A 24,564-nucleotide genomic window follows, 5' to 3' on the forward strand; every position below is an offset into this window, starting at 1 on the left:
ACCCGCCTAGCGTCGGCGGACGAGCGAACCGGGTGGTTCCACTGTGGACGCCCGCTGCGGGTCAGGCGAAAGGACAAACGATGGGTTCCCTGGGCGTCAAAGAGTTCCTGCCGCTCGACTGGGTGGTCGAGCCCGGCGAGCCGGCGAGTGCCGAGGTCGGCGGTCTGACCGGCCTCGACGACGCGGTGGCGTGGCTGGCCGCGGCGGCGCCGTCGCTGCGGACGGCGTTGCACCGGCACGGCTCCCTGCACCTGCGCGGCCTGCCGATCGCGAGCGTCGACGACTTCGGCGTCGTACGCGACACGCTGATGCCGGCCCGCACGCCGTACCGCGAGAAGGCGACGCCGCGCAGCGACTTCGGCAACGGCGTCTTCTCGTCCACCGACCTGCCCGCCGCGCAGCGGATCCGGATGCACAACGAGAACAGCTACACGCTCACCTTCCCCGGGCTGCTGATGTTCTCCTGCCTGATCGCGCCGCCGGAAGGCGGGGCGACGCCGGTCGCGGACGTCCGGAAGGTGCTCCGCGCGCTGCCGCCGGAGCTGGTGGCGAAGGTCCGCGCGCACGGCTGGCTGCTCAACCGCAGCTACTCCGAGCACATCTCCACCGACTGGCAGACCGCGTTCGCCGCGACCACCCGCGAAGACGTCGAGCGCTACTGCGCCGAGAACCTGATCGCGTGCCGCTGGCTCGACGACGGCCACCTGCGCACCAGCCAGGTGCGCCCGGGCGTCGTCAGCCACCCGGTCACCGGCGAGGAGGTCTGGTTCAACCACCTGGCCTTCTGGAACGAGTGGTCGCTCGACGACGAGCTGCGCGAGACGCTGATCGACGAGTTCGGCCGCGACGACCTGCCGTTCAACACCGCGATCGGCGACGGCTCCCCGCTGACCCGCGACGAGCTGGCCGCGCTCGACGCCGCCTACGACGCCGCGACGGTGCGCAAGCGGTGGCAGCCGGGCGACCTGCTGCTCGTCGACAACATCCTGTCCACGCACGGGCGCGACCCGTTCCGCGGCGATCGCAAGATCGTCGTCGCGATGGGTGAGCCGGTCGACGTCGTGGACTGCGCGCCGACCGTGCCCCCGGCCGCGAACGAGGCGCTCTGATGGCCGGCCTGCTCCCCCGCTTCCGCGACGCGGTCCGCCGCTCGCCGGAGCGGATCGCCGTGCGGGACACCGCGGCCACGCTGACCTTCGCCGAGCTGGACCGCCGGACCGCGGCGCTGGCCGGAGCCTTGCGCGCCCACGGCGTCGGCCGCGGCGACCGGGTCGGCGTCGGCCTCGGGCGTGGCGTTGACCTGGTGGTCGCCCTCCTCGCCGTCTGGCGGACCGGCGCGGCGTACGTCCCCCTCGACCCCACCTACCCGGCCGACCGGCTGGCCTTCATGGCCGGTGACGCGGCGATCCGCGCGCTCGTGTCGACGACCACGCCGGCCTGGCTCCCAGCGGACGCGGTCGTCGTCGACCCCGCCGCCGAGGGCCCGCGCACGGACGACACCGCGGTGTCGGACCTCGATCCCGCCTACGTGATCTACACGTCCGGCTCGACCGGACGGCCCAAGGGCGTCCCGGCGCACCACGGCGCGGTGGCCGCGCTCGTCGCCGCGCTGGAGCAGGCGGGCATGTACGCGGGCGAGCCGCGGGTCGTCGCGTGGAACGCCAGCGTGTCGTTCGACGCGTCGGTGCAGCAGTGGGCGCGGGTGTGCCGGGGTGACAGCGTCGTCGTGCTCGACGACGACCACCGGACCGACCCGGCCCGGCTGGTCGCCTGGCTGGACGAGTGCGCCGTGACCGACCTCGACCTGACGCCGTCGCACTGGACGGCGTTGCGCGAGCACCTGCTCGGCCGCTCGCTGCGGCTGTTCATCGGCGGCGAGCCGATCCCGGAACCGATGTGGCGCGAACTGGCCGAAAGCCCCTTGGAGGCGCTCAACCTCTACGGCCCGACGGAGTCCACTGTGGACGCCACGGCGACCTGGATCGCCGGGCCGGGCGGGCCGCACATCGGCGTGCCGCTGGCCGGGATCCGGGCCCACGTCCTGGACGACGCCCTGCGGCCGGCCGCGGCGGGCGAGCTGTACCTGTCCGGGCCCCGGCTCACCGCCGGGTACCTCGGCCGGCCGGGCCTCACCGCCGAGCGGTTCGTCCCCGATCCCTTCGGTGAACCCGGCACCCGGCTGTACCGGACCGGCGACGAGGTCCGCTGGTCCCCCGGCGGCGCGCTGGAGTTCACCGGCCGGCTCGACCGCCAGGTGAAACTGCGCGGTTACCGGATCGAACTGGGCGAGATCGAAGCGGTGCTGCGGGACGCTCCCGGCGTCACCGCCGCGGCCGTGGTGCTGCGTGAGGACCAGCTGGTGGCCTACCACGTCGGCGGCGAGCGGCCGCAGGTCGCGGCGGCCGGGAAACTGCCGGAGTACATGGTCCCGACCGCGTACGTCCGGCTCGACGCGCTACCTCGCACGCCCAACGGCAAGCTGGACACCGCGGCCCTGCCCGCGCCGGTCGCCGAAGGCGGTGCGGCGCCCAGCGGGCCGGTCGAGGAGCTGATCGCGGACGTCTGGTCCGAGGTGCTCGGCCGCGACGGCGTCGGGGCCGACGACGACTTCTTCGCCCTCGGCGGGCATTCGCTGGTGGCGCTGCGCGTGGTGGCGCGGCTGAAGAAGAACTTCGGCGTCCCGGTGTCCACCAAGGATGTCTACCGGCACCCGCGGCTGGCCGACCTCGCCAAGCACGTCGCGGCGCTCGGCGCGAGCTGAAAGGAGCACGGCGATGGACAACCTCCCCAACACCGTGGTCCGGGCCAGGCCGAACCCGGACGCGACGAAGACGTTGGTGTGCCTCGGTTTCTGCGGCGGCGGCTCCGGCCCGTACCTGCCGTGGGCCGACGTGCTGCCACCCGACGTCGAGCTCGTGACGATCTGCTACCCGGGCCGTGACGGCCGGTTCCTCGACGACTTCGCCCCCGACTGGGACGCGCTCGCCGAGGACACGACCGACGCCGTGACGGCGGCCGCCGCGCCCCGGCCGTACCTGCTGTTCGGGCACAGCATGGGCGGCTGGATGGCGTTCGACGTCGCCAACCGGCTGCAGCGCCGGGGCGGCCCGCTGCCGGAGACGCTCATCGTGTCGTCGGCGAACGCGCCGAGCCGCGGCCTCACCCCGCGGGACATGTTCCCCGCGCAGCAGGACACCGACGAGCAGCTGGTGATGTGGATGCGCACCAACGGCCTGCTGCCGGGGTACGTGCTCGACGACCCGGAGCTGAGCGAGATGGCCCTGGAGCTGATGCGGGCCGACATCCGGGTGCGGGACACGTTCGGCTACACCGAAGGCGCGACGGTCGGCGTCCCGCTGCAGGTGCTCACCGGGGCCGACGACGACGTCATCGTGCCGGAGACGGCCGAGCAGTGGCGGTCGCTGGCCCGCAACGGGTACCAGCACGTCGAGCTGCCCGGCGGGCACTTCTACACGCCGGAGATCTGGCGGACCCTGCCGACGCGGATCCCGGCCCTCGCGCCGGTTCCGGCGGCCCGCTGACGCCGGGGCGGGCGGTCGCGGCCGCCCGCCCCGGTCGTCACGGGATCTCGAGGCGGCGCCAGGTCCCCAGGAACACCAGCGCGGCGGCCACCGACCCGGCCGAGGCGAGCGAACTCGCGGCCAGGTAGACCACCCAGGTGTTGTCGCGCAGGGTCGCGTCGAGGCCGTCCTGGCTGAGCGCCGCCCCGATCAGAAAACCGCCCAAGGCCAGGAAAACCAGCCCGCCCAGGGCGGCGACGACCACGACGAGCACCCGCGGGATCCGGCGCCGGCCCTCGTACCGGCGGACCACGCCGCGGCGGGCGAGCCACCACGACGCCAGGCAGGCGAGCCCGAGGGCGATCGCGTCCGCGGCGAGGGTGTCGGAGAGGCGGTGCCACTTCGCCGTCACCGTGTAGGCGCCGATGCCGACCGCCCAGGACAGCAGCAGGACCATCGTCAGGCCGCGCCAGCGGTAGGGCACGACGAGCAGCGCGGCGAACAGCACCGTCATGGCGATCGTGGTGTGCCCGCTGGGCATGCTGTTGTCCGCGTAGTGGCCGGTGAGCGGCACGAGTGACGGCCGCGGCAGCACGAACCGCTTGAGCCCCTGCGTCACGACCTGGCCGGCGACGATCACTCCCACCGCCGCGACCGCGAGAGCCGGCCGCCGGCGCAGGAACCCGATCACGGCCACCAGCACGACGGCGACGCCGAGGGAGTAGACGGTGATCCGCGACAGGCTCTGGTCGGCCGCGGTCTGGTCGCGGGCGGCGGCCTGGTCGGCCCCGCGCAGGGCCGCGTTCTCCAGCTCCTGACCGGTGACGGTCAGCACCGCGAGGACGTAGACCAGGATCAGCGCGACGAGGCAGGCGGCGGCGACGATCAGCCAGCGGCGAGCGGGCAAGACACCTCCATCGACGACGACCCGCGTTACTCTATATGGAGTAACGGATGCCCGCCGCCGGAAGATCACGCGCTTTTAGACTGCCGGCATGACGAGCAACGCGGAAACGCCCCTCGACGTGGAGACCACGGAGGTCGTCATCGCCGGCGGCGGCCCGGTCGGCCTGACCCTCGCCCACGAACTCGGCGCGCGGGGCATCGGCTGCGTCCTGCTCGAACCGCGGCCGGCGCCGAGCCTGGCGTCGCCGCGGTGCAAGCAGCTGAACCCGCGGTCGATGGAGCTCTTCCGGCGCCTGGGCATCGCCGGCGCCGTCCGGGAAAACGCTCCCCTGCCGTTCGGCTGGTCCGACTCGGCGGTCTTCTGCACCTCGCTCACCGGGCACCGGCTGGAACGCTTCGACGGCGTCTTCGCCCTCGGCGACGTCCAGCGGACGGAACTGGCCGAACCCGCGCTCTGGTGCGCGCAGAACCACGTCGAAGAGGCCTTGCGCGACACCATCACCCGGCGGGAGACGGTCAGCGCGCGCTGGGGCTGGACGTTGAGCGGCCTCGAGCAGGACGCCACCGGCGTCACCGCCACCGCGACGGACGACACGGGGCGCGAGCGCGTGGTGCGGGGCAGCTACCTCGTCGGTGCCGACGGGGCCCGCAGCGCGGTCCGGCGGGCGTGCGGCATCCCGCTGGCCGGGCGGAGCCACGAGATCCGCAACGTCCAGGTCATCTTCGACGCGCCCGGGCTGTCCGCCCGCCACGAGCTCGGCCGCGCCGTGCAGTACTGGGTCGTGAACCCCGAGGTCAACGGCCTGATGGGCACGCTGGACACCGAAGACCTGTGGTGGGCCATCATCATCAACGCGCCGGCAGACGCCGACGCCGCGTGGTGCGCACGGGCGGTCCACCGGATGATCGGCACCGACGCCCCGATCAGCGTGCGGGCGACCGATCCCTGGACGTCCCGGATGCTGGTGGCCGACCACTACCGGGACGGGCGGTGTTTCCTGGCCGGGGACGCCGCGCACCAGAACCCGCCGTGGGGCGGGTTCGGCGCCAACACCGGCATCGGGGACGCCGCCGACCTCGGCTGGAAGCTCGCGGCCGCGCTGCGCGGCTGGGCCGGCCCCGGGCTGCTCGGCTCCTACGAAATCGAACGCCGTCCCATCGCGCAGCGCGCCATCGCCGAGGCCGAACGGAACATGCGGGTGCTGACCGGCGAGCTCGCCGCGCCGGGCCTGGACGACGACGGGCCGGACGGCCGGGCCGCGCGCGCCAAGACCGCGGAGCTGATCCGGCAGGCCAAGACGGCCGAGATGTACACCCTCGGTTTTGTGCTCGGCACCGCGTACCCCGGCTCGCCCGTCATCGTGCCCGACGACGGCCCCGCGCCCGCCTCCACCGGCTCGGAGTACCGGCCGTCCGGCGCTCCGGGCCACCGGCTGCCGCACCAGTGGCTCGACCGGGACCGCTCGCTCCAGGACGAACTCGGCCCCGGTTTCACGCTCCTGGAGGTCGCCGCGCCCCCGGCGCCCGAATGGGAGACCGCCGCGGCCGCGGCCGGCGTTCCGTTGACGCGCTTCCGGCTCAACCGGCCGGATCTGCACGGTCTCTACGCCGCCCGGTACGTGCTGGTCCGGCCCGACGGCTACGTCGCGTGGCGCGGGCAGACGTCCCCCGGTGATCCCGGCGCGGTGCTCGACCACGCCCGGGGATGTGCGGTGTGACCCGCCGGGGCGGTTGAACTCCGCCGGATGGGGGCAGTCAAGAAGCCCGTAGCCGTCTCTTTCCCCGAGGAGACCGATCATGAGCCTCGACGCAAGACCCGCCGATCCCGGTGTCCTCGCCGACGAGAACGAAAGCGTCGAAACCGTGGAAACCACCGTCAAGGCCGACCTCAAGGAGCTGGCGAGGGTCCGCGGCTGGGCCCGCGCCCTGCTGCCCGATCTCACGGCCGAGCTGCTGACCGACATCGTGATGGTGCTCGACGAGCTCGTCTCCAACGCGCTCCGCCACGCCAAGCCGCCGATCCGGGTGCGCCTGCGCCGCGACCGCGGCACGCTCCGGATCGAGATCGACGACAGCTCCCCGGTCGCCGCCATCCCCAAGTCACCGTCGCTCAAGGGCGGCCGCGGGATGTGGATCGTCGAGAAGACCAGCGCCGCCTGGGGCCAGCTGCGCCGTCCCGGCGGGAAGACCGTCTGGGCCGAGCTCGCCCTGACCCGCGCGGGTCACCGTTCGTGAGGTGACGTAGAGGGTTTCCCGTCCGGGGACAGCTCGATGCCGTCCGGCTCCCGGATGGTTTCGCCGGTCAACGGCGGCGGCGTGCGGCGGCGTCCTCCGTGACGTGCGGCGCGCGGGGTGCCAGGCCGTTTCGTAGACTCCGCGGGTGGGCAGTGGTGGTCGCGTCGTAGCCGACCGGTACCGGCTGGAGGAGGAGCTCGGACAGGGCGGCATGGGCGTCGTCTGGCGGGCCTTCGACCTCGAGCTGGGCCGGCAAGTGTCGCTCAAACGATCCCTCGACGCCGACGCCGGGCAGATCCGGCGGGAGGCGCGCATCGGGGCCGGTCTGCTGCACCCGAACGTCGTCACGGTGTTCGACACGGTCGTCGACGACGGCGACGCGCGCTGGCTGGTCACCGAATACCTGGCCGCACGCAGCCTCGAAGAACTCGTCGACGACGGCGGCCCGCTGCCCGGGGACCGGGTCCGGCGGATCGGCGCGCAGCTCGCCGCGGCGCTCGCCGCCATGCACGCCCGCGGCATCGTCCACCGCGACGTCAAACCGGGCAACGTCCTGGTGACCGAGGACGACGTCGCCAAGCTCACCGACCTGGGCATCGCCCGCTGGACCGAGGTCACCCGCACCGGCGGCGCCCAGCTCACCGGGACGCTCGGGTACGTCGCGCCGGAGGTAGCCGGCGGCGGCGAGGCCGGCAGCGCGTCCGACGTCTTCTCCCTGGGCGCCACCCTTTACGCCGCGATCGAAGGCCGGTCGCCGTGGGGGTCCGGCGAGGACGGCCCGTTCGTGCAGATGCGCCGCGCCGCCGGTGGCCGGCCCGCCCCGGCCGAGCGCGCGGGACGGCTCGGCCCGGTCCTCGCCGCGCTGATGGCCCGCCACCCCGCCGACCGGCCCACCGCCGCCGAGGCCGCCGCGATGCTCGAAGGGGACACTCCGAAGCCGCGGCGGCCGCGCCGCCGCCGCCGGCGACGCCTGCTCGCGATGGGTGCGCCGGCCGCGGTGATCGCGCTGGCGGCCGGGTTCCTGCTCACCCGGCCGCCGTCGGCCGCACCGGCGGGCGGGCCGAACACGCTCGGCGCCGACCCGGCCGCGACGGACCCGTGCGCGGCGATCTCGATCAACGCGCTCACCCCGTTCGGCCGGGCCTTCGTGGATCCCGAGCTGAAGAACTTCGGCACCTGCGTGGTCACGACCACCCTCGCCCACGGCACCGGCCAGGTGCAGACGTACCTCGACCTGACCGGCCCGCTGCGCTACCCGACCCGGCCCCCGGAGCCCGGCCGGATGGGCGACATCGAACGCCCCGAGGCCCACGACGGCACCTGCGAGCGCAGCATCTCGCTGGCCGACACCAACCGGATCGACGTCGCCTCGCGCCCGGTGACGCGCGCGGAAGACGCGCCCCTGTGCGCCATCTCCGAGTCGGTGCTGTCCGACGTGCTGCCGATGCTCGCCAACGGGCCCCTGCCGCGGCGGGCCCGGCCGTTCCCGGCGTGGTCGCTCGCCCACGTCGACGCGTGCGGCCTGCTCGACGCCGCGGAGACGACGGGGCTCTTCGGCCGCGCCACCGCCCCGGACCGGGAGTTCGGCGGGTGGGGCTGCACCTGGGAGCACGATCCCCGGACGATCACCGTGCGCTTCACCCGGGAGTGGCCGATCGAGCCGGACACCGACGTGCCCGGCGACCGGATCCGCGTCGGCACCCGCAGCGCCGTCGTCGCGCCGGTGCCGGGCGGCCGGCCCGCGTGCTCGGTGCAGGTGGTGCACCGCTTCTACACCCCGGCGCTGCCGGTGCTGCGCGGCACCGAGCCGAACCGGGAGGAGATCGCCGTCGTCACCCTCGAAGACACCGGGGCGACCGGCGGTGCCGCGCTCTGCGCGAACGCCCGGACGCTGGCGACCGCGGTCGCCGGCCGGCTGCCGTGACCCCGGCTCTCCCGCGGGTCGGCGAGCCGGGACCGGTCCCCGGCGGGCTCGGCTAAAACAGGGCCAGGTCGGCGTCGGCGGACCGGAGGGGACAAGAGGTGGCGATGCGGGGTGTGGCCGGCGTGCTGCTCACGGTGGCGGCCGTGGTCGTTCCGACGGCCGTGGGGGCCGCCGGAGCGGGTCCGCGGACCCTCCACGTCGGGCCCGGCGGCGAGTACCCCACCGTCCAGGCCGCGGCCGACGCGGCCCGCCCGGGTGACACCGTCGCGATCGCGGCGGGCACCTACCCGGGCGGCCTCACCATCCGGCGTGACGGCGGCCCGGGCCGGCCGATCCGGTTCACCGGCGTCGGTGGCCCCGCCGTGCTGACCGGGACCGGCGGCCCCGCCGGGCTGCTGGCCGTGGGCGGGCACTCCTGGCTGGAGTTCACCGGCCTGACCGTCGCCGGGTCGGCCGGGTTCGGGGTCTACGCCGAGGGGGCGCACGACCTCGTGTTCGACCGGTTCGGCGTCGACGGCTCCGGCGACGGCGGGCTCGTCCTGGTCGGCACCCGGCGGGTGCGCGTCACCGCCTGCGACATCCGCGGCACCAACGCCCGCGGCACGTCCGCCGACCACGAGGCGCTCAGCATCGCCTCGGGTTCGTCGGACGTCGAGGTGTCCGGCTGCCGCGTGCACGACAACGGCGAGGAAGGCATCGACGTCAAGTACGACGACGCGGCCCGCGTGAAGATCCACCACAACGTCGTGACCGGCAACCGCGGGCCGAACATCTACGTCGACTCGTCGTCCACAGTGGACGTCTACGCCAACGTCGTGAGCGGGACCCGCAACGCGTCCAAGGCCGGCATCGGGCTCGCCGTCGAGGACTACTCCGAAACCCGGCTGCTCTCGGGCGTCCGGGTCTTCGACAACCTCGCCACCGGCAACGCCCAGGCCGGCCTGGACCTGTGGGTCGAGTCGACCGGGACCATGCGCGACCTCACGATCGTCGGCAACACCTTCGCCGGCAACGCGCACGGCTCGGTGCACGTCGGCGGCGACCGGTTCGCCGGGACGAACATCCTGCGCGACAACGTCTTCGGCGACGGCCCGGTGGCGGCCGGGCCGTTCACCGCCGACCACAACCTCGCCGGCGACCCCGGGTTCACCGACCCGGCCCGCGGCGACTACCACCTCGCGCCGGGCTCGGCCGCCGTCGACACCGGCAGCCCCGTGCTCGCCCCCGCCTTCGACCTCGACGGTGTCCCCCGGCCCTCCGGCGCGGGCTTCGACATCGGCGCCTACGAGCGGAGGTAACCGTGCCCGCCGAACGCCTCGACCCGCACCGCCAGCGCAGCCTGCGCCACGGCGTGGCCGGGTCCGTGCCGGGCACGCTGAGCGCGCTCACCGTCACCGGCGGCGTCGCGGTCCCGCCGACGCCCGGCAGCCGGGTGAGCTTCGGCCGCAACCGGCTCGAGGTCGACGTCTGCGTCGGCGAGGACGACCTGCGGATCAGCCGCGTCCACGGCCTGCTGACCCACGACCGGGACCGCTGGTGGCTGAGCAACACCGGCCGCTCGCCGATCCGGTTGTCCGACAGCGTCCTGCTGCACCGCGACAGCGAACCGCTGCCCCTGGCCGCGGGGTACACCGCGCTGTTCCTGCGTGGGACGCGCGACCGCGAGCACGTGCTGGAGCTGCTCGTCTCCGACGGGGAGGGCACGGCCACGCCCCGGCCGACCCACCCGACGGCCCCGCCGAAACGCTGGCGGCTCACCGCGGAGGAGCACCTCGTGCTGGCCGTGCTCGGGCAGCGCTACCTCGGTTACGACCCGCAGCCGCTGCCCCTGTCCCGGCAGCAGGCGGCGGCCGAGCTCGGCGAGCGGCGGCCGCGCGAGAGCTGGACGGCCAAGCGTGTCGAGCACATCGTTTCCCGGGTCCGGCAACGGCTTTCCGACGCCGGGGTGCACGGGCTGCGGCGCGAGGAGGTGGGCGAGCCGGTGGGCCTGACCCTGACGGTCAACCTGCTCCGGGAGCTGGTGCTCTCGACGACGCTGGTGCCGATGGACCTGGAGTGGCTCGAGCTGCCCGACCCGCCCGTGTCGTAACCCGGGGCCGGTCCCGCCGGCGGGACCGGGCCGCGGTCGCGCGTGCGTCAGCGTCTGCATGAACTCGCGGCGCGCCAACGGATCGAGGCTCGCGATGGGCTCGTCGAGCAGCAGCCGCGGACCCTTGGCCAGGGCGAGCGCCCGCGCTGTCCGGGCCGGCCGGCGCGGCGATCCGCCCGGCGGGCAGCGTCAGCGCGCTCAGGTGAGCGCGCTGATCCCGAAGAACATCGCCGCCGACACCCCGGCGGCGGCCGGGAAGGTCAGCACCCAGCCGAGCACGATGTCGCGTGCGATGCCCCAGCGCACCGCGGAAAGCCGCCGGGTCGCGCCGACGCCCATGATCGCCGCGGTGATCACGTGCGTCGTCGAGATCGGGGCCTTCACCGCGAACGCCGTCACGTACAACACCGACGACGCCACGGACTCCGCGACGAACCCGTGCGGCGGGTCGAGCGGGAAGACGCGGCGCCCGAGCGTCCGCATGATCCGCAGCCCGCCGGAGTACGTCCCGAGCGACAGGGCCGCGGCGCACGCCAGGGTCACCCACAGCGGGACGTCGAACGTCTTCTGCTGGCCCGCGGCGACCAGGGCCAGGACGATCACGCCCATGCCCTTCTGGGCGTCCTGCAGGCCGTGGCCGAGCGCGAGCGCCGACGCGGAGACGATCTGGAAGCGGCGGAACACCCGGCCGCTGCGGTGCGGGTTCGCCCGGCGCAGCAGCCACAGCGCGCCGACCATCGCCAGGTACCCGAGGACCAGCCCGAGCAGCGGGGACGCCACCATCGGGATCAGCACCTTCTCGGCGATGCCGGCCCAGTGCACGGTGCTCGCCGCGGCCAGCGCCGCACCGACCATCCCGCCGATCAGCGAGTGCGAGGACGACGAGGGAAGCCCGAAGTACCAGGTGATCAGGTTCCAGACGGTCGCGCCGACGAGCGCCGCGAAGACCACGGTGAGCGCGTCCGGGCCGACCGGGACGTCGATGATGCCCTTCGCCACCGTCGCGGCGATGCCGGTGGACAGCAGCGCGCCGGCCAGGTTCATCACCGCGGCCAGGATGAGCGCGGCCCGCAGGGTCAGGGCGCGGGTCGACACCGCGCTCGCGATCGCGTTCGCCGCGTCGTGGAAACCGTTGGTGTAGTCGAAGACCAGGGTCAGCACGATGACGGCGACCAGGGCGGCCGTCCCGGTCACTACGACTCCTTGACCGCGATGGTCTGCACCACGTCGGCCACGTGCTCGAAGGCGTCGGCGGCCAGCTCGAACTGCTCGACGACCTCCTTGGTCTTCAGGACTTCGAGGGCGTCGGCGCCGGGTTCGAACAGCTGGGCCAGGACCCGCCGGTAGATCCGGTCGGCCTCGTTCTCCAGCTCGTTGACCTCGATCCAGTACGGCTCGAGCTCGCCCACCTTCGCCAGGCCCGGCATCGCCTCCGCCGTCAGCTCCGCACACCGGCCGAGCGCCTGCACCAGCAGGTCGACGCCGGGCGGGAACGCCTGGATCCGGTAGAGCACGGCCAGGTCGGCGGCGGTGTCCATGAAGTCCAGCACGTCGTCGATCTTCGAGGCGAGCGCCTGGATGTCCTCGCGGTCGAACGGCGTGACGAACGAGCTGTTGAGCTCGACCATGATCGTGTGCATGAGCTCGTCACCCTGGTGTTCGACCTCGTGCAGCCGGCCCGCGATCGACTCCCGGTCGGCGGGCTCCGCGGCGACGAGGTCGCGCAGCAGCGCCGTGGCGGTCACGAGGTTCCTCGCCGCGTCGGTCAGCAGGTCGAAGAACTTCGTGCCCCGTGGGGTGAAGCGCATGGATGAGTCCCTTCTTCAGCGCACCGCGATCATGCCCGCCCACCCGGGCTCTCGCAGGCTCGGGGCGCGACTTCCGGTGGAAAGTGGACACTCGCACCGGTGTACGCGGGCGGTCTAACCGGGGAGATCTCCGGTGTGGGCGAATTCGAGCCGCTTGGCCACGGAGACGGTCTGGTCGGCGAAGCGCTCGTAGAAGCGCGTGGCCAAGGCCGCCGCGACGGCCTCGCCGTGGCCGTGGTCCCAGCCGGCGCCCGTCATGCCGGACAACAGGTCGGCGTGCAGCGAATCGACGGCTTCGTCCGCTTCGCGCAGGTCGCGGTAGCTGCCGCCGGCCCCGGTGCGGATCTGGGTCGCGACGCCCTCGGCCATGCCGGCGGTGAGCTCGCCCATCCGCAGGAACGTCGGGTTCAGCTCCGCGGGCACGGCGTGGTCGGGGTGGGCGTAGCGCGCGCTGTCGGCGACGTGCGCGGCCAGGTCGCCCATCCGCTCGATGCGTTCCGCGCAGTAGACCACCGCCAGGACCTGCCGCAGATCACCGGCGACCGGGGCCTGCAGCGCCAGCAGCGAGTAGGCGTCCTCCTCGCACCGCGAGCGGTGCGCGTCGAGTGCGGAGTCGGCGGCGATGACCTCCTCGGCGACTCTGAGGTCGGCGTTGAGCAAGGCCTCGGTGGCCTGCCGGATCGCCGTCGCCGCCAGGTCGCACATGGTCGCCAGCAGCTCGCTCAGGCGGGCCAGGTCGTCGTGAAATCCTTCTCGCACGACTCGGCAGCCTACGGGAGGCCGTTCCCGAGCCAGCGGTGGTAGGCGGGCAGGTCGACGTTGCCGCCGCAGACGACGACGGCCACGTGCCGGCCGGCGAAGCGGGCGCGGTTCTCGAGCACCGCCGCGACCCCCAGCGCCGCCGACGGTTCGACGACCAGCCCGGCGTGCTCCAGCAGCAGCCGCATCCCGGCGACGATCGACTCCTCCCGCACCAGGACCGCGTCGTCGGCGACGACGAGGAGGTCGTCGAGGACTTCCCGGATCGGCCGCCGTCCGGCGACGCCGTCGGCGATGGTGCTGGTCGACTCCGTCGTGACGACCCGCCGTTCGCGCCAGGAGCGGGTCATCGCCGGTGCGCCCGCCGGCTGGACGCAGACGACTTCGACGCCGGGTGCGCGGGACTTCAGGACGTGGCCGATCCCGGTGGCCATCGCGCCGCCGCCGAGCGCGATCAGGACGGCGTCGAACGGCGTGTCCAGCAGCTCCAGGCCGATCGTCGCCGCGCCTTCGCACGTCTCGAGGTCCAGGCTGTCCTCGACCAGCCGGATCCCGTCGTGCCCGGCGATGGCCACGGCCCGCTCCCGCGCCTCGTCGAAGTCGCCGTCGACCAGCTCCAGCCGGGCGCCCAGCGCGCGGATGCGCTCGAGCTTGACCGCGGGCGCGGACCGGGACGCGACGACGGTGACGGCCACCCCGCGGCCCCGCGCGGACCAGGCGAGAGCCTGGCCGAGGTTGCCCGCGCTGGCGCAGACCGCGGCCGGCCCGCTCAGGCCGCTCACGACGACCTCGGTGCCGCGGCCTTTGAAGCTGCGCACCGGGTTCGCCGTCTCGAGCTTGACGCTCACCCGGCAGCCGAGCGCCTGCCCGAGGGGATCGCAGGGGTAGAGCGGGGTGTCGAGGAAGACGGGGTCGATCACCCGGCGGGCCGCCTCGATGCGGGTGAGGTCGAGACGCGTCCGCGGCACGGTCGTCATCAGCGGTCCGACGGAGCGCGGCCGGTGCTCGCCCGGGGCATCAGGATCGGCGCCGGCGCCTGGACGTGCCCGGCCGCGCCGACGGCCAGGATCTCGTTGAGCGTCTCGATCGCCAGCACGCCGTGCTGGGTGATGTGCCGGTCCAGCGCCGTCACCGCCGGGCGGACTAGCTGGCACAGCGCCGAATCGTCCCAGGACACGATGGACAGCTGCTCGGGCACCGAGACGCCCATCTCCTGGGCCGCGGCCATCGCCGACAGCGCCATCACGTCGTTGTCGAAGATCACCGCCGTCGCCCGGTCGCGCTCCGACAGCAGCCGCCGCGCGGCCCGGGCGCCGCTGTCGCCCGAGTAGTCGCCGTGGACGGTCTTCGACCACTCCAGCCGGTGCGTCCCGGCCGCCTTGGTGAACGCCTCGTCGCGGCGCAGTGTGTGCGCGAACCGGTCCGGGCCGGCGACCCGGGCGATCCGCCGGTGCCCGAGCGCCGCGAGGTAGCCGACCGCCTCCTCCATCGGCGCCGCGTCGTCGGCCCACACGCACGGCACCTCGGCCGACTCCGGGTAGCCGAGCGCGACGGCGGGCAGCCCGATCTCGGCCAGCACGCCGGTGCGGATGTCGTTCTCGTGCAGGTCGACCACGATGACGCCGTCGACGCGCCGCTCGGCCCACCAGCGGCGGTAGGTCTCGATCTCGGCGTCCCGGTCGTCGGTGACGGCCAGCATCAACGCCGTCGACGGGTCCGAGCGCAACGCCATTTCGATGCCGGAGACCAGTTGCATGAAGAACGGCTCGATGCCCAGCACCTGGGCGGGCCGGTCGACGATCAGCCCGATCGCGCCGGAGCGGGACCGGGTCAGCGCGCGGGCGGCGGTGCTGGGCCGCCAGCCCATCCGGTCGGCGATCTCCAGCACGCGCTCGCGCGTGGCCGCCGACACCCCCGGCTTCCCGTTGAGCGCGTAGGACACCGCGCCCGTCGACACCCCGGCCGCGTCCGCGATGTCCGAGATGGTCAGCCGCTTCATCGTGCTCCTCGGATAACTCGCTGACTCAATCGCTTCACCTCGCACGAGGCTACCCCGACATCGTTTCGGTCCATTGACATGACGTGACCGAGGTTACAAGATGTGAAGCGCTTAACCCAGGCTCACCCCCGATCGCCGCCTGACGACACCGAACTCTCCCGGCGCCACGTCAGCGTGGCCGACCGTCAAGTTAACCGCTTAAGCACTCCTGGAGTCCCCATGAAGGCCGGAAGGCACCGTCGCCTGCTCGCCCCCGCCGCCGTCGTCCTCACGCTCGGCCTCGCCCTGAGCTCGTGCTCCAGCACCGTGACCAGCGCCGACGGCGTGATCATCACCGCGAACACCGGCGCGTCGGGCGCGTTCGTCCGCAACTTCAACCCGTTCCTGCCCAACCAGGCCCAGGCGGGGTACGGCGGCACGATCTACGAGTCGCTGCTGTTCTTCGACATGGCCGAGCGGCGCCCGCCGGTGCCGCAGCTGGCCACGGCGGCGACCTTCTCCCCCGACGGCCGGACGCTCACCGTCACCACCCGCGACGGCGTCAAGTGGCAGGACGGCCAGGCGTTCACCGCGCAGGACGTCGCCTTCACGTTCGACGCCATGATCAAGCACCCCGAGCTGAACACCAACGGGCTGACGCTGGCCGCCGCGACCGCGCCGGACGACCACACCGCGAAGATCACCTTCGCCCAGCCGGCGTTCAACCAGCTGTGGGGCGCGGCGGGCCGCACCCTGATCGTGCCGAAGCACATCTGGGAGAAGATCGCGGACCCGGCCACCGAGCTCAACGCGAACCCGGTCGGCACCGGGCCGTTCACCCTCGATGCGTTCTCCCCGCAGACCTTCCTGCTCAAGAAGAACCCGGGCTACTGGGAGCGGGGCAAGCCGGCCATCGACGGCGTGCGGTTCATCTCCTTCAGCGACAACACGAGCGCGAACCAGTCGCTGCTGGCCGGCAAGATCGACTGGGGCAACACCTTCGTGCCCGACCCGGAGAAGAACTGGGTCGCCAAGGACCCGAAGACCCACCTGGTCCCCTCGGCCGGGATCTACCAGACCAGCCTCGTGCCGAACCTGACGACCTGGCCGACGAACGACCTCGCCGTGCGGCAGGCGATGAACCTGGCCCTGGACCGCAAACGCATCGTCGACACCGTCTACTTCGGCATCGCGAAGGTGCCGAGCCCCGAGCTGCTGCAGACCCCGCGGGACGACGGCTTCCGGATCACCGGCCCGGTCACCCGCGACCCCGCCGCCGCGCGGGCCGCCCTGGAGAAGGCCGGTTACACCCGCGGCGCGGACGGCGTCTACGTCGACAAGGGCGGCCGGCGTCTCGAGGTCTCGATCAAGGTCGTCACCGGTTACACCGACTACATCCAGGCCCTGCAGCTGATGCAGCAGCAGCTCGCCGAAGCCGGGATCACCCTGACCGTGCAGCAGGTTTCGAGCGCCCAGTTCAACTCCGACCGCTCCACCGGTACCTTCCAGCTCCTCATCGACGGCCTCGGCGGCAAGCCGGACCCGTACCAGCTCTACAACCAGGTGCTCGCCTCGGCGACGACCGCGCCGATCGGGCAGAAGGCCGCGTCGAACTGGTCGCGCTTCTCCGACCCGCAGGTCGACGCCGCGCTGAGCGCGATGGCCGGGACCGACGACGAGGCCGTGCTCAAGCAGCGTGCCCAGGAGATCGGCCGCGTCATGCTGGACAAGCTGCCCTACGTGCCGATCTTCCAGAACAGCCCGAACGCGACGTTCCTCGCCACGAAGGTCACCGGCTGGCCCACCGACGACAACGCCTACGCGCTCTCGCGCGCGGACAGCTATCCCGACACCGGGTTCGTCGCCAAGAACCTGAAGCCGGTCGGGTAATGCGGTTCCTCGGCAAGAAACTGATGTTCTACGCGGTGGCCCTGCTCGCGGCGCTGTCGCTGAACTTCCTCATCCCCCGCCTCGCGCCGGGCAACCCGGTGGACGCGGTGCTGGCCCGGCAGTCGTCGATGGCGCCGGTCTCCCCGGAGGCCCGGCACTCGCTGGAACTGCTGCTGGGCGTGAACGACCAGCCGCTGTGGCAGCAGTACCTGCGCTACCTCGGGCAGATCTTCTCCGGCGACCTCGGCCGCTCGGTGACGTTCTTCCCGGCGCCGGTCGGCGACATCATCGGCCAGGCCCTGCCGTGGACGCTGGGCCTGGTCGGCGTCGCGACGGTCGTGTCGTTCACGCTCGGCATCTCCCTCGGCGCACTGGCCGGGTGGTTCCGCCGCGGGGTCGTCGACTCGCTCGTCGCGGGGTCGACGATGCTCGCCGCCATCCCGTACTTCTGGCTGGCGCTGGCCGCGCTGTACTTCCTCTCGGCCGGCCTGGGCTGGTTCCCGCTCGGCCTCGGGTACGACGTCGAGATCGAGCCCGGCTGGTCGGGCGAGTTCGTCGGCGACGTCGTCTACCACGCGCTGCTGCCGGCCCTCACGATCGTCGTCAGCTCGCTGGCCGGGTGGCTGCTGGGGATGCGGAACATGATGGTCTCCACGATGGGCGAGGACTACGTCGTCACGGCGCAGGCGAAAGGCCTCAGCCTGCGGCGGGTGATGGTCACCTACGCCGCCCGCAACGCCGTCCTGCCGAGCGTCTCCGGCGTCGCGGTGTCGCTCGGGTTCGTCGTCGGCGGCGCGATCGTCACCGAGGCCGTGTTCTCCTACCCCGGCATCGGGTTCACGCTGCTGCAGGCGGTCCGCAACAGCGACTACCCGCTGATGCAGGGCATCTTCCTGATCATCACCCTCGCGGTGCTCGGCGCGAACCTGCTGGTCGACCTGCTCTACGCGGTCATCGACCCGCGCGTGCGCACCACGGCGAAAGCGGGTGCCCGATGACCCAGGCCGTCATCACCCCCGTCCGCGCCGCCGGACGCGTCTCCGCACTCACCCGGCGGCCGAAGTTCCTGCTCGGCGCGGGCATCGTCGCGCTCTACGCGGCCGTCGCGGTCATCGGGCCGCTGCTGGTCGGCGACCCGCACGCGACCGGCGACGACCTCCTCGCCGGGCCGTCGGCCGCACACCTGCTCGGCACCACCAACAACGGGCAGGACGTCTTCGCCCAGCTGATCGTCGGCTTCCGGTCCTCGCTGCTGGTCGGGCTGCTCGCCGGCACGGTCACGATGCTGCTGGCCGCGCTGGTCGGGGTGGTCGGCGGGTACGCGGGCGGCTGGGCCGACGAGGTGCTCAACCTGATCGGCAACGTCTTCCTGGTCATCCCGGCCCTGCCGCTGATCGTGGTCGCCGCCAGCTACCTGCACTCCAGCGGGATCGCCGTGATCGCGCTGCTGATCGCGGTCACCAGCTGGGCCGCGTCCGCGCGGGTCCTGCGCGCCCAGACGGCGTCGCTGGCCCACCGGGACTACGTCGACGCCGTCCGCGCGTCGGGCGAACGCGCGTGGCGGATCGTCGTCGTCGAGATCCTGCCGAACCTCTACCCCATCCTCATTTCCCAGTTCGTGTTCGCGATGATCGGCGCCATCCTCGGCGAGGCCGGGCTGTCGTTCCTCGGGCTCGGGGACCTCAACTCCGTCACCTGGGGCACGATGCTGTTCTTCGCCCAGAACGGCGAGGCCCTCTCGCAGGGCGCGTGGTGGTGGTTCATCCCGCCGGGCCTGTGCATCGCGGTGCTCGGCGCGGCCCTGACGCTGCTGAACATCGGCGTCGACGAACTGATCAACCCGCGGCTGCGCGTGCAGCGCCGCGGCGGCGCCCAGGGGGACATCCGATGACGCCCGTGCTCCAGGTACGCAACCTGCACGTCGACTACGAAACGGCCGCCGGGCCGGTGCACGCGGTCCGCGGCGTCGACCTGGACGTGCACCGCGGCGAGCTGGTCGGCATCGTCGGCGAAAGCGGTTGCGGCAAAACGACTTTGGCCTACGCGATCACGCGGCTGCTGCGCGCCCCCGCGCACCTGACCGCCGGCAGCGTCACCTTCCAGGGCGTCCACGACACCGCACCCGTCTCGGTGACGGCGTTGACCGGAAGCGCGTTGCGGAAGTTCCGCTGGGACCGGATGTCGATGGTGTTCCAGGGCGCGATGAACGCCCTCAACCCGGTCCAGCGGGTCAGCGCGCAGCTGCAGGACCTCTTCCACGCCCACCGGCCGCAGCTGACCAAGGCCGAGCGCCGGACGCGGGTGGGTGAGCTGCTGGACCTGGTCGGGCTGCCCGAGCGCGTCGCCCGTTCGTACCCGCACCAGCTGTCCGGCGGGATGCGGCAGCGCGTGATGATCGCGATGGCCCTGGCGCTCGATCCGGACGTCGTGGTGATGGACGAGCCCACGACCGCGCTGGACGTCCTCGTGCAGCGCGAGATCCTCGACGCGCTCTCGGAACTGCGGCGACGGCTCGGGTTCGCGGTCGTCTTCATCACCCACGACCTGTCGCTGCTGCTGGAGATCAGCGACCGCATCGCGGTGATGTACGCCGGGCGCGTCGTCGAACTCGGCGACAGCGTGAAGCTGCGGGAGAACCCCCAGCACCCGTACACCGCCGGCCTGCTCGACGCGTTCCCGACCCTGCGCTCGCAGCGGCGCGACCGGCACGGCATCCCCGGCCACCCGCCGGACCTGGCCGCGCCGATCGCCGGGTGCGCGTTCGCCGACCGGTGCGGGTTCGTCCGCCCGGAGTGCGCCACCACCGACGTCACGCTGCGGCCGGTCGGCGGCACCGACGTCGCCTGCCACCTCTACCAGGAGGTCTCGGCATGACCGAGCTGAGTGCGCACGACCTCGTGCGCGACTACTCCGGGTTCCGCGCGGTCGACGGCGTCAGCTTCACCGTGACGTCCGGGCAGACCCTGGCGCTGGTCGGCGCGAGCGGCAGCGGGAAGTCCACCATCGCCCGGATGCTGTGCGGGCTGGACCGGCCCACCTCCGGGACCATCACGATCGACGGCGAACCCCGCCGCCCCGGCTACCGGGCGCTGCGGGAGTACCGCAGGCACGTCCAGCTGGTGTTCCAGGATCCGTTCGCCTCGCTCAACCCGGTCAAGCCGGTGCACCACCAGCTGGCGCGGCCCCTGCGCGTCCACGGGCTCGACGGCGGCCGCCGCGCCGTGCTGGACCTGCTCGACCGCGTCCACCTGCGGCCCGCCGACCAGTTCGCGGACAAGCTGCCGCACGAGCTGTCCGGCGGGCAACGCCAGCGCGTCGCCATCGCGCGGGCCCTCGCGCCCCGGCCGTCGGTGCTGCTGGCCGACGAGCCGGTGTCCATGCTGGACGTCTCGGTCCGGCTGGACATCCTGAACCTGCTGGAAGAACTCAAGCGGGACAACGATCTCGCCGTCCTCTACATCACCCACGACCTCGCCACCGCCCGGCACTTCTCGACCACGACGATGGTGCTGAACGCCGGGCGCGTCGTCGAGATCGGCGACTCCGACCAGGTCATCTTCCACCCGGCCGACGACTACACCCGCCGGCTCGCCGCCGCTGCGCCCGACCCGTGGCGCTGACCCCTCCCATCCACCAGAAGGGACCCATCCGTGCGGATCGACCTCGGCGCCCGCGACTGGACGCTGCGCGCCTGCGGACCTCTGACCCACGTCCCGATCGAGCTGGCCCGCCGGCTCGCCGAGGGGATCCCGGCGACCGTGCCCGGAACGGTGCACACCGACCTGCTCGCCGCCGGGCTCATCCCCGACCCGTACCTCGACCGCAACGAGAACGAGCTGCAGTGGATCGGCCTCACCGGCTGGCGCTACGAGACGACGTTCGACCGCCCGGCCGGGCCCGGCGTGGTCGAGCTGGTCTTCGACGGCCTGGACACCGTCGCCGAGGTCGAGCTGAACCACCACGTCATCGCCACCACCGCGAACATGCACCGCTCCTACCGCGTCCCGGTGACCGACCTGCTGGCCGACGGCAACACCCTCGCCGTCACCTTCGCCTCCGCGGTCCGCTACGCCCGCGACGAACGCCGTCGCCTCGGCGACCTGCCCAACCTCGGCAACGACGAGCCGTCGAACTTCATCCGCAAGATGGCCTGCAACTTCGGCTGGGACTGGGGCCCGAAGCTCGTCACCGCGGGCCTCTGGAAAACCGCGTCCGTCGACGTCTGGGACGTCGGGCGGTTGCGTCAGGTCCGGCCGCTGGTCACCGTCACCCCCGAGGGTGACGGCGTTGTCGGGATCCACGCCGAGGTCGAGGGCGTCGATCTGGTGCTGCGGGCCCGGGTGGGCGGTGCCGAAGTGGCCGGCCCGGCCGGGTCGGCGTTGTCGGTGACCGTCGGACAACCGCGGCTGTGGTGGCCGCACAGCATGGGCGAGCAGCCGCTGTACCCGCTCACCGTCACGCTCGAAACGCCCGACGGGTCCATTGTGGACACGTGGTCGCGCGAGATCGGCTTCCGCACCATCGACCTCGACGACCTGGATGGCGCGTTCACCTTCCGCGTCAACGGCGTCCCGCTGTTCGTCCGCGGCGCCAACTGGATCCCCGACGACTGCTTCCCGCACCGGATCGACGCCGCCCGCTACGACCGCCGCGTCGAACAGGCCACCGAAGCCCGCATCGACCTGCTGCGCGTGTGGGGCGGCGGGCTCTACGAAGGCGACGACTTCTACGCCGCCTGCGACCGGCGGGGAGTGCTGGTGTGGCAGGACTTCCTGTTCGCGTGCGCCGGCTACCCCGAAGACGAGCCCCTGCGCGGTGAGGTCGAGGCCGAGGCCCGCGAGGCCGTCGTCCGGCTCGCCCCGCACCCGTCGCTCGCGTTGTGGTGCGGCAACAACGAAAACTACATGGGCTGGTTCCACTGGGGCTGGCAGAAGGACCTCGCCGACCGCGACTGGGGTGCCGGCTACTACGAGCACCTGCTGCCCGGCGTCGTCGCCGAGCTCGACCCGACCCGGCCGTACATCCCGGGCAGCCCCTGGTCCGGTGACCCGGCACGGGACACCCAGGACGACGACCACGGCTGTGTGCACCTCTGGGACGTCTGGAACGAGCGTGACTTCAGCGGTTACCTCGAGCGCGTCCCGCGGTTCGTCTCGGAGTTCGGCTGGCAGGCCCCGCCCGCCTGGGCCACACTCACCGCGGCTGTCCACGACGCCCCGCTGACGCCGGAGTCACCGGGCGTCCTGCACCACCAGAAAGCCAAGGACGGCAACGGAAAGCTCGCCCGCGGGCTGGCGCACCACTTCGCCGCGCCGACGTCCACGGAGGACTGGCACTACCTCACGCAGGTGACCCAGGCCCGCGCCATCCGGACCGGCATCGAGCACTTCCGCGGCCACCGGCCGCGGTGCATGGGCACGATTGTCTGGCAGCTCAACGACTGCTGGCCGGTGACGTCGTGGAGCGCGATCGACGGCGCCGAGCGGCGCAAGCCGCTGTGGTACGCCCTCCGCGAGGCCTACGCCGACCGCTTGATCACCATCCAGGACCGGGACGGCGCCCCGGCGGCGATCCTGGTCAACGACTCCGCGGCCGCCTGGGAGGCCCCCCTCGAACTGCGCCGGATCACCGTGGACGGCGAGATCCTCGCCAAGACCGCCACGACCGTCCGGGTACCCCCACGCGACACCGTGACGCTGCCGTTCGGCGACGTCGGTGTCGCCGGTGACCCGACGCGGGAACTGCTGGTCGCCGACACCGGCGCCGAGCGCGCGATCCGGTTCCTCGCCGCCGACCTCGACATCGCCTACCCCGAGCCGCGGTTCGACACCGACGTCACCCGGACGGCGACGGGCTACGACATCACCGTCACCGCGCGGTCCCTGGTCCACGAGCTGGCGGTGTTCGCCGACCGGCTGGCCCCCGACGCCGAAGCGGACCAGTGCCTGCTCACGCTGCTGCCCGGGGACCACGCGACGATCCGGGTGACCACGCGCTACCAGCTCGATCCGGCTCGGCTGACCACGCGCCCGGTGTTGCGGTGCGTCAACGACTGAGAGTCAGGAGTCGGTGGTCTTGGCGCACGACACCGGCTGCCCGGGCCCCGGGGAGGTGGCCCGGGCCAGCTCCTTCTGCGCGTCCAGCAGGATGCGGCAGGTGAGGGTGAGCCCACCGGTCGGCGTGGCGGTGATCTCGGCCTTCTGCCCGGCGGCCACCACGACGTCCTGCTTCCACGGCACACCGACCGGCCCCTGGACGCTCTGCTGCGCGATCTCGTCCTGGTAGCGGTCGGGCGAGTTCGCGTAGCCGACCTTCGCCAGCGTCCCGTTGTCCTGGCCGGTCACCTCGTAGGTGATGGCCCACGACTTGCCGGTCGGGTTCGAGCAGCCCGCGACGCCCGCCAGCGCGCCGCAGAGAACCACTGTCCCGAGCACTCCCGTGATCTTCATACCCCGACGGTAGAGCCGGCGCGCGGGCCCGGCATCGCACGGAAGACTGATCCCCGGTAAACCGTTGGTCTTAGCTCCGGTCCCCCTGCTAGCCTCTCGGGAGCCGTGCCGGTGAACGAGGAGGTGGTACCCGTGGACATGACGACGTGGGTGCTCCCCTCCGGGGTCACGGCCGGGCGATAGGTCGTCCGGGAGCGCCGTTCAGCGCACTCCCCGAAAGGCACGACCGTGCACTTCACTTCCGAACACCGCCTCGACGACGACGTCCTCGAGCGCGAATTCACCCTCGGCGAGATCCCCGGCATCTTGTGGACACCCGGAGCCTCTGAAACACCGGCCTCGGTGGTCCTGCTCGGTCACCCCGGCGGGCTGGGGCGGATGCACCCCCGGCTGGTGGCCCGGGCCCAGGCCTGCGTGGCGGCGGGTTACGCCGCGGCCACCATCGAGCTCCCCGGCAGCGGTGACCGGCCCGCGCTCGCCGTCGTCGACGAGGCCCGCGCCGACCTGCGCCGGGCGCTGGCGGCCGGCGAGCCGGTGACCGGCGAGATCGTCGACCGGCTCGTCCTCCCGCTGGTCGAGCGGGCGGTCCCGGAATGGCGGGCCACCCTGGACGCCCTGCTCGCGCTGCCCGGGATCGGCGGCCCGGCCGGGTTCGCCGGCGGGGTGATCGCCATCGGCGTCCGGCTGGCGGTCGTCGAGCCGCGCATCGCGGCCGCGGTGCTGTTCGCCGGGAGTTTTGTGCCCCGCAGCATCATCGAGGAGGCCCGGCGGGTCACCATCCCGCTGCACGTGCTGCTGCAGTGGGACGACGAAGGGAACGACCGGCAGCTGGCGCTGGACCTGTTCGACGCGTTCGGCTCGAAGGAGAAGTCGTTGCACGCGAACATGGGCGGGCACACCGGCGTCCCGCGGTTCGCGGGGGAAGACGGCAACCGGTTCCTCGCCCGGCACCTGAAGTGACGCCGTGGGTGCCGGGAGGCTGCCCGCCTCCCGGCACCCCGGGCC

At 72.9% G+C, this 24,564-nt stretch carries 22 protein-coding genes and 1 pseudogene; 15 read left to right on the forward strand and 8 right to left on the reverse strand.

Features of this window, described 5'->3' with window-relative positions:
- The first annotated feature begins 80 nt into the window (after positions 1-80).
- Genes OG494_RS18485 through OG494_RS18495 form a run of 3 tightly spaced genes read left to right on the forward strand, consistent with a single transcriptional unit; the run spans position 81 to position 3,542 of the window.
- Positions 81-1,109: a TauD/TfdA family dioxygenase gene (locus OG494_RS18485; RefSeq protein WP_328457312.1), complete on the forward strand. Its 1,029-nt coding sequence runs from the start codon at positions 81-83 to the stop codon at positions 1,107-1,109.
- On the forward strand, positions 1,109-2,761 hold the full coding sequence (locus tag OG494_RS18490; protein ID WP_328457314.1) for a non-ribosomal peptide synthetase: 1,653 nt from the start codon (positions 1,109-1,111) through the stop codon (positions 2,759-2,761). The genes OG494_RS18485 and OG494_RS18490 overlap by 1 nt, the downstream gene beginning before the upstream one ends.
- 13 nt (positions 2,762-2,774) lie before the next feature.
- Complete coding sequence (locus tag OG494_RS18495) at positions 2,775-3,542, forward strand: thioesterase II family protein (protein WP_328457316.1); 768 nt, start codon at positions 2,775-2,777, stop codon at positions 3,540-3,542.
- A gap of 37 nt (positions 3,543-3,579) precedes the next feature.
- On the opposite strand, the gene OG494_RS18500 is transcribed toward OG494_RS18495, so the two are convergent.
- On the reverse strand, positions 3,580-4,428 hold the full coding sequence (locus tag OG494_RS18500) for a phosphatase PAP2 family protein (protein ID WP_328457318.1): 849 nt from the start codon (positions 4,426-4,428) through the stop codon (positions 3,580-3,582).
- Positions 4,429-4,516: 88 nt separating this feature from the next.
- On the opposite strand from OG494_RS18500, the gene OG494_RS18505 reads away from it, so the two are divergent.
- The 5 genes from OG494_RS18505 to OG494_RS18525 all read left to right on the forward strand — a co-directional run bounded on the left by OG494_RS18505 (position 4,517) and on the right by OG494_RS18525 (position 10,675).
- A complete protein-coding gene (locus OG494_RS18505) occupies positions 4,517-6,145 on the forward strand; it encodes an FAD-dependent monooxygenase (RefSeq protein ID WP_328457320.1) in 1,629 nt (542 codons plus the stop codon).
- Between the two features lie 79 nt (positions 6,146-6,224).
- Positions 6,225-6,662: an ATP-binding protein gene (locus OG494_RS18510; protein ID WP_328457322.1), complete on the forward strand. Its 438-nt coding sequence runs from the start codon at positions 6,225-6,227 to the stop codon at positions 6,660-6,662.
- A 145-nt stretch (positions 6,663-6,807) separates the two neighbouring features.
- Positions 6,808-8,586: a serine/threonine-protein kinase gene (locus OG494_RS18515; RefSeq protein WP_328457324.1), complete on the forward strand. Its 1,779-nt coding sequence runs from the start codon at positions 6,808-6,810 to the stop codon at positions 8,584-8,586.
- Positions 8,587-8,690: 104 nt separating this feature from the next.
- Entirely contained in the window at positions 8,691-9,884 is a 1,194-nt protein-coding gene (locus OG494_RS18520) for a right-handed parallel beta-helix repeat-containing protein (RefSeq protein WP_328457326.1), read from the forward strand.
- Positions 9,885-9,886: 2 nt separating this feature from the next.
- Positions 9,887-10,675: an FHA domain-containing protein gene (locus OG494_RS18525; protein WP_328457328.1), complete on the forward strand. Its 789-nt coding sequence runs from the start codon at positions 9,887-9,889 to the stop codon at positions 10,673-10,675.
- Between the two features lie 39 nt (positions 10,676-10,714).
- On the opposite strand, the pseudogene OG494_RS18530 reads toward OG494_RS18525, so the two are convergent.
- The 6 genes and pseudogenes from OG494_RS18530 to OG494_RS18555 all read right to left on the reverse strand — a co-directional run.
- Positions 10,715-10,831 (reverse strand): annotated as a pseudogene (locus tag OG494_RS18530) (ABC transporter ATP-binding protein); the annotation flags it as partial.
- Between the two features lie 42 nt (positions 10,832-10,873).
- Entirely contained in the window at positions 10,874-11,869 is a 996-nt protein-coding gene (locus OG494_RS18535) for an inorganic phosphate transporter (protein WP_328457330.1), read from the reverse strand.
- Positions 11,869-12,483 (reverse strand): DUF47 domain-containing protein, encoded by a 615-nt coding sequence (locus OG494_RS18540; RefSeq protein WP_328457332.1) that lies wholly within the window; start codon positions 12,481-12,483, stop codon positions 11,869-11,871. The genes OG494_RS18535 and OG494_RS18540 overlap by 1 nt, the downstream gene beginning before the upstream one ends.
- 114 nt (positions 12,484-12,597) lie before the next feature.
- A complete protein-coding gene (locus tag OG494_RS18545) occupies positions 12,598-13,242 on the reverse strand; it encodes a phosphate signaling complex PhoU family protein (protein ID WP_328457334.1) in 645 nt (214 codons plus the stop codon).
- 11 nt (positions 13,243-13,253) lie between these two features.
- Positions 13,254-14,219, reverse strand: a complete 966-nt coding sequence (locus tag OG494_RS18550) for a threonine ammonia-lyase (protein WP_328457336.1) — start codon at positions 14,217-14,219, stop codon at positions 13,254-13,256.
- A complete protein-coding gene (locus tag OG494_RS18555; RefSeq protein ID WP_328457338.1) occupies positions 14,219-15,241 on the reverse strand; it encodes a LacI family DNA-binding transcriptional regulator in 1,023 nt (340 codons plus the stop codon). The genes OG494_RS18550 and OG494_RS18555 overlap by 1 nt, the downstream gene beginning before the upstream one ends.
- Positions 15,242-15,460: 219 nt before the next feature.
- On the opposite strand from OG494_RS18555, the gene OG494_RS18560 reads away from it, so the two are divergent.
- Genes OG494_RS18560 through OG494_RS18585 form a run of 6 tightly spaced genes read left to right on the forward strand, consistent with a single transcriptional unit; the run spans position 15,461 to position 23,166 of the window.
- A complete protein-coding gene (locus OG494_RS18560; RefSeq protein ID WP_328457340.1) occupies positions 15,461-17,110 on the forward strand; it encodes an ABC transporter substrate-binding protein in 1,650 nt (549 codons plus the stop codon).
- Positions 17,110-18,108 carry an ABC transporter permease gene (locus OG494_RS18565; protein WP_328457342.1) on the forward strand — a complete coding sequence of 333 codons (999 nt, stop codon included), beginning with the start codon at positions 17,110-17,112 and terminating at the stop codon, positions 18,106-18,108. The genes OG494_RS18560 and OG494_RS18565 overlap by 1 nt, the downstream gene beginning before the upstream one ends.
- Entirely contained in the window at positions 18,105-19,001 is an 897-nt protein-coding gene (locus tag OG494_RS18570; protein WP_328457344.1) for an ABC transporter permease, read from the forward strand. The genes OG494_RS18565 and OG494_RS18570 overlap by 4 nt, the downstream gene beginning before the upstream one ends.
- Positions 18,998-19,984: an ABC transporter ATP-binding protein gene (locus OG494_RS18575; protein ID WP_328457346.1), complete on the forward strand. Its 987-nt coding sequence runs from the start codon at positions 18,998-19,000 to the stop codon at positions 19,982-19,984. The genes OG494_RS18570 and OG494_RS18575 overlap by 4 nt, the downstream gene beginning before the upstream one ends.
- Positions 19,981-20,730 (forward strand): ABC transporter ATP-binding protein, encoded by a 750-nt coding sequence (locus OG494_RS18580; RefSeq protein ID WP_328457348.1) that lies wholly within the window; start codon positions 19,981-19,983, stop codon positions 20,728-20,730. The genes OG494_RS18575 and OG494_RS18580 overlap by 4 nt, the downstream gene beginning before the upstream one ends.
- A gap of 30 nt (positions 20,731-20,760) precedes the next feature.
- Positions 20,761-23,166, forward strand: a complete 2,406-nt coding sequence (locus OG494_RS18585) for a glycoside hydrolase family 2 protein (protein ID WP_328457350.1) — start codon at positions 20,761-20,763, stop codon at positions 23,164-23,166.
- A 3-nt stretch (positions 23,167-23,169) separates the two neighbouring features.
- On the opposite strand, the gene OG494_RS18590 is transcribed toward OG494_RS18585, so the two are convergent.
- Positions 23,170-23,559 carry a hypothetical protein gene (locus OG494_RS18590; protein WP_328457352.1) on the reverse strand — a complete coding sequence of 130 codons (390 nt, stop codon included), beginning with the start codon at positions 23,557-23,559 and terminating at the stop codon, positions 23,170-23,172.
- Between the two features lie 228 nt (positions 23,560-23,787).
- On the opposite strand from OG494_RS18590, the gene OG494_RS18595 reads away from it, so the two are divergent.
- Positions 23,788-24,519 (forward strand): alpha/beta hydrolase, encoded by a 732-nt coding sequence (locus OG494_RS18595; protein ID WP_328457354.1) that lies wholly within the window; start codon positions 23,788-23,790, stop codon positions 24,517-24,519.
- Positions 24,520-24,564: the final 45 nt, after the last annotated feature.

This window comes from Amycolatopsis sp. NBC_00438 (assembly GCF_036026695.1).
In the GTDB taxonomy this organism is placed as follows: domain Bacteria; phylum Actinomycetota; class Actinomycetes; order Mycobacteriales; family Pseudonocardiaceae; genus Amycolatopsis.